Annotated in this window: 1 protein-coding gene; it reads left to right on the forward strand. The window is 63.0% G+C overall.

Translation table 11 applies throughout. The annotated features are described in order from the left end of the window. The first annotated feature begins 174 nt into the window (after positions 1-174). Positions 175-1506, forward strand: a complete 1332-nt coding sequence (locus KY661_RS37045; RefSeq protein WP_225414674.1) for an IS4 family transposase — start codon at positions 175-177, stop codon at positions 1504-1506. Positions 1507-1514 lie beyond the last annotated feature (8 nt).

Raw genomic sequence — 1514 nt, forward strand, 5'->3', positions numbered from 1 at the left:
CACCCCTTTCAAGGTGTCTATAAAACAAGAGAAAGCAGGAAGTGAGCGCCCTGCGCGCTCCCGAGGGAATAGAGGACTGTTGCCGCGACTCAAGGAGGCCCCCGCAGCTGGAGAAGTGTGATGGCCTTCGATGCAGTCCTTGAGCGGTTCGTAAAAAACAGCCCGGTGAGTGTCATGGCACGGCTGGTGCTGCAGCGTGCCGTCAGCGCGGAGTGGATGGACTCACTGTTCGAGGCGCATCGGAAGAGGCAGTACACCCGGGAGTTGCTGTTCTCCACCGTGGTAGAGCTGATGTCCGTGGTGGCCATGGGGCTGCGTCCCTCGCTGCATGCGGCCGCCAAGGCCACAGAGGTGGGCACTTCGGTCGCTGCGCTCTACGAGAAGGTGAATCGAATGGAGCCGGGCCTGGTGCGAGCTCTGGTCCGTGGCAGCGCCCAGCGACTGGAGCCTGTAGTCCAGCCGCTGAGGACAGGGGAGAAGCCCTGGGCAGAGGGCTATCGCGTCCGAGTCATGGACGGCAATCATCTGCCTGCCAGCGAGAAAAGGCTCAAGCCGCTGCGTGAGTTTCGAGGCGCCGCCCTGCCCGGGCACTCGCTGGTGGTGTACGCACCAGAGCAGGGCTTGGTGGTGGACGTGGTGCCGTGTGAGGACGCGCACGCGCAGGAAAGGACACTGGTGGCTGCTGTGCTGGAGCACGCCCAGCAGGGTGACTTGTGGATAGCCGATAGGAACTTCTCCACGACTCGGATTGTCTTTGGCCTGGAGGACAGGCACGCCGCCTTCATCATCCGAGAGCATGGACGCACTCCCAGCCCTACAGAGGTAGGGAAGCGAAGGAGGGTGGGCCGTGTGGAAACGGGCGTTGTCTTCGAGCAGCCCGTCCAGGTGGAGGACGACGGTGGGCGCCAGCTCACGCTGCGTCGCATCGAACTTCAGCTGGATGAGCCCACCGAGGAGGGGGAGCCCCTCATTCGTCTGCTCACCAACGCTCCCGAAGAAAAGCTCTCCGCCGAGAAGGTAGCGTGTTTGTACCGCAAACGGTGGAGCATCGAAGGCATGTTTCAGAGCTTGGAGTCTGCGCTCCATAGTGAGGTGCGGACGCTGGGTCATCCACGAGCGGCGCTGCTCGCATTCGGGACTGCCGTGGTGGCCTACAACATCCTGGCGGTCATCCAGGCGGCAGTCGAGGCGGCGCACCCTGAGGCCAAGGCCGAGGGCATTGAACTCTCCCCCTTCTTCGTTGCTACCGAAGTGCAGGCCACCTATGGCGGGATGATGATTGCCGTGGGGGATGACGTTTGGACCGCCTTCGACGAGCAGTCTCCTCTCCAACTCAGCCGAACCCTCGTCCGCATCGCGCAGCACGCTCAGCCCAAGCGCCTACGCAAGCACCCGCGGGGGCCCAAAAAGAAAACGAAGAAGGGCTACGTCTCAGGACGCACTGCACGTCAGCACGTCGCCACGGCCCGAGTCCTCGCCTCCGGGCGCATTGATTCAACATCTTGAAAGGGGTG

The organism is Allostigmatella hybrida, assembly GCF_020103775.1.
GTDB lineage: Bacteria > Myxococcota > Myxococcia > Myxococcales > Myxococcaceae > Hyalangium > Hyalangium aurantiaca.